This is a genomic window from Paenarthrobacter sp. NPDC089988 (assembly GCF_044748465.1).
Taxonomy (GTDB): Bacteria; Actinomycetota; Actinomycetes; order Actinomycetales; family Micrococcaceae; genus Arthrobacter.
On sequence record NZ_JBIVGD010000050.1, the window covers coordinates 1 to 1,433 of the forward strand.

3 protein-coding genes and 1 pseudogene are annotated in these 1,433 nt (G+C 64.5%); 1 reads left to right on the forward strand and 3 read right to left on the reverse strand.

Annotated features, from left to right (window positions below):
• Positions 1-340: 340 nt before the first annotated feature.
• From ACIPV6_RS23685 to ACIPV6_RS23695, 3 genes and pseudogenes are all read right to left on the reverse strand, one after another.
• On the reverse strand, positions 341-619 hold the full coding sequence (locus ACIPV6_RS23685; protein ID WP_400273239.1) for a hypothetical protein: 279 nt from the start codon (positions 617-619) through the stop codon (positions 341-343).
• A gap of 4 nt (positions 620-623) precedes the next feature.
• Positions 624-887 (reverse strand): sigma factor-like helix-turn-helix DNA-binding protein, encoded by a 264-nt coding sequence (locus tag ACIPV6_RS23690; RefSeq protein WP_400273241.1) that lies wholly within the window; start codon positions 885-887, stop codon positions 624-626.
• Between the two features lie 96 nt (positions 888-983).
• Positions 984-1,043, reverse strand: a pseudogene (locus ACIPV6_RS23695) (hypothetical protein); the annotation flags it as partial.
• 53 nt (positions 1,044-1,096) lie between these two features.
• On the opposite strand from ACIPV6_RS23695, the gene ACIPV6_RS23700 reads away from it, so the two are divergent.
• Complete coding sequence (locus tag ACIPV6_RS23700; RefSeq protein WP_400273240.1) at positions 1,097-1,243, forward strand: hypothetical protein; 147 nt, start codon at positions 1,097-1,099, stop codon at positions 1,241-1,243.
• Positions 1,244-1,433 lie beyond the last annotated feature (190 nt).

The window sequence follows — 1,433 nt, forward strand, 5'->3', positions numbered from 1 at the left end:
CCGCCAACCGAACCGTACACACCTTCCGGCTTTCCGTTTCGCTCCCGGCGACTCAGAAAACAATACACGCCCCCAACCCCCAACGCAAATCCACCTCCACAGGCAGTCGTCGCGGGATACCTCGGCCGGCACATACGCCGCTGCCGCCTGCTCCGTGAGCACCCGGATTCGTTAGGCCCCCAGTCCCTATGGGCGACCAGACCGCCGTCGTGCATCCGCCAGCGGGTGACCATCCGAGGCCGCTAAGCCAAGTGGTCCGGCATCCCGAACGCTCTGGGCAGTCCGTCGTCGAGAAACCGCATCAGGGAAGCGATCCTCTCGCCACTCATGTCTGGCTCAATCACCAGCAGACCACGCGCCCGCCCCTGCAAACAGCAAACGAAAGCAGGCGGCGGCCGACCTGCGTCCCCGCCAGCACATAGCTCCCCCCGGGCCGGCTAGCCGTGCTGGCCCTGAGGAAGTTGCCGACGGCGGTTCGGCCCGCGTAACGGTGCATCGCCGGTGGCATGGCAAGCCAACTCCCGTCGGTCAGCAGCGCCACCATGGCATCCACGTCGTCCCTGGCAAAAGCGTGGGCGAACCTGCGAACTATGGGAACCCTGTCGGCTGATGTGGCCACGGGTTCAGGCATTGGTGTCGCGGCCCGTGCACGCTGAAGCAGCCCTTTGACCGCCGTCGAGCATGTCCGCAGCCTCAGATATCGGGAAACCCAGGACATCGCATAGCACCAGCGCCGCGGGCTGGCGCGGCGGCAGGTGTTGGAGCGCAGAAACGAACGCGGGGTCTATGCTTTCCAGCGCAATGGCGCGGGCGGCCGGGCCCACTTCGGACAGCAGCGCATCGGGGTAAGGCTCCAGATGCGGCACATCGAAAGTGTCTGTTGGCATCGGCGGGTCAAAAGGAGGCATCGGCTGAATGGGTGGCCTACGACGGCGATCGCGTACTGCGTTCAGCGAACGAGTGGTGGCGATCCGGTAGAGCCGCGTCCGGACCGAAGATCGCCCGCCAAAACCAGGCAGACTGCTCCAGGCGGCGAGCAACACCTCCTGAAGCGCGTCGTCTGCATCAGGGATCCGGTGATCCTGTAGCAGTGCACATGGAGTTCACGACGATATGGCTGGACGAGGGCAGCGAAAGCTACTTCATCGCCTGCTTTGGCGGCCTCGAGCGGTGTGGAGCCAACACGTCATTCCGGCACGCCGCCGTTCCGATCGGGTTCCCCGCGGTGTCTACATGGGTGTAACCCTCCAGGGTGGCCTGATTACGGAGGTCCGCATCCTCTTTGACCGGCTTCCCTTCTCACTAGCTCGTGGGGAGGTCACCCGGGCCTGATTCGTGTTAAATGTGTGGAGCCCCGACCGTCGTGGTCGGGGCTCCATTTGTAAGTGTTGTCCGGCGGTGTCCTACTCTCCCACACCCTCCCGGGTGCAGTA

Excerpts from the sequence above, each read along its gene's own strand:
- ACIPV6_RS23690 (WP_400273241.1), bottom strand. The coding sequence starts at position 887 with ATGCCAACAGACACTTTCGATGTGCCGCATCTGGAGCCTTACCCCGAT.
- ACIPV6_RS23700 (WP_400273240.1), top strand. The coding sequence starts at position 1,097 with ATGGAGTTCACGACGATATGGCTGGACGAGGGCAGCGAAAGCTACTTC.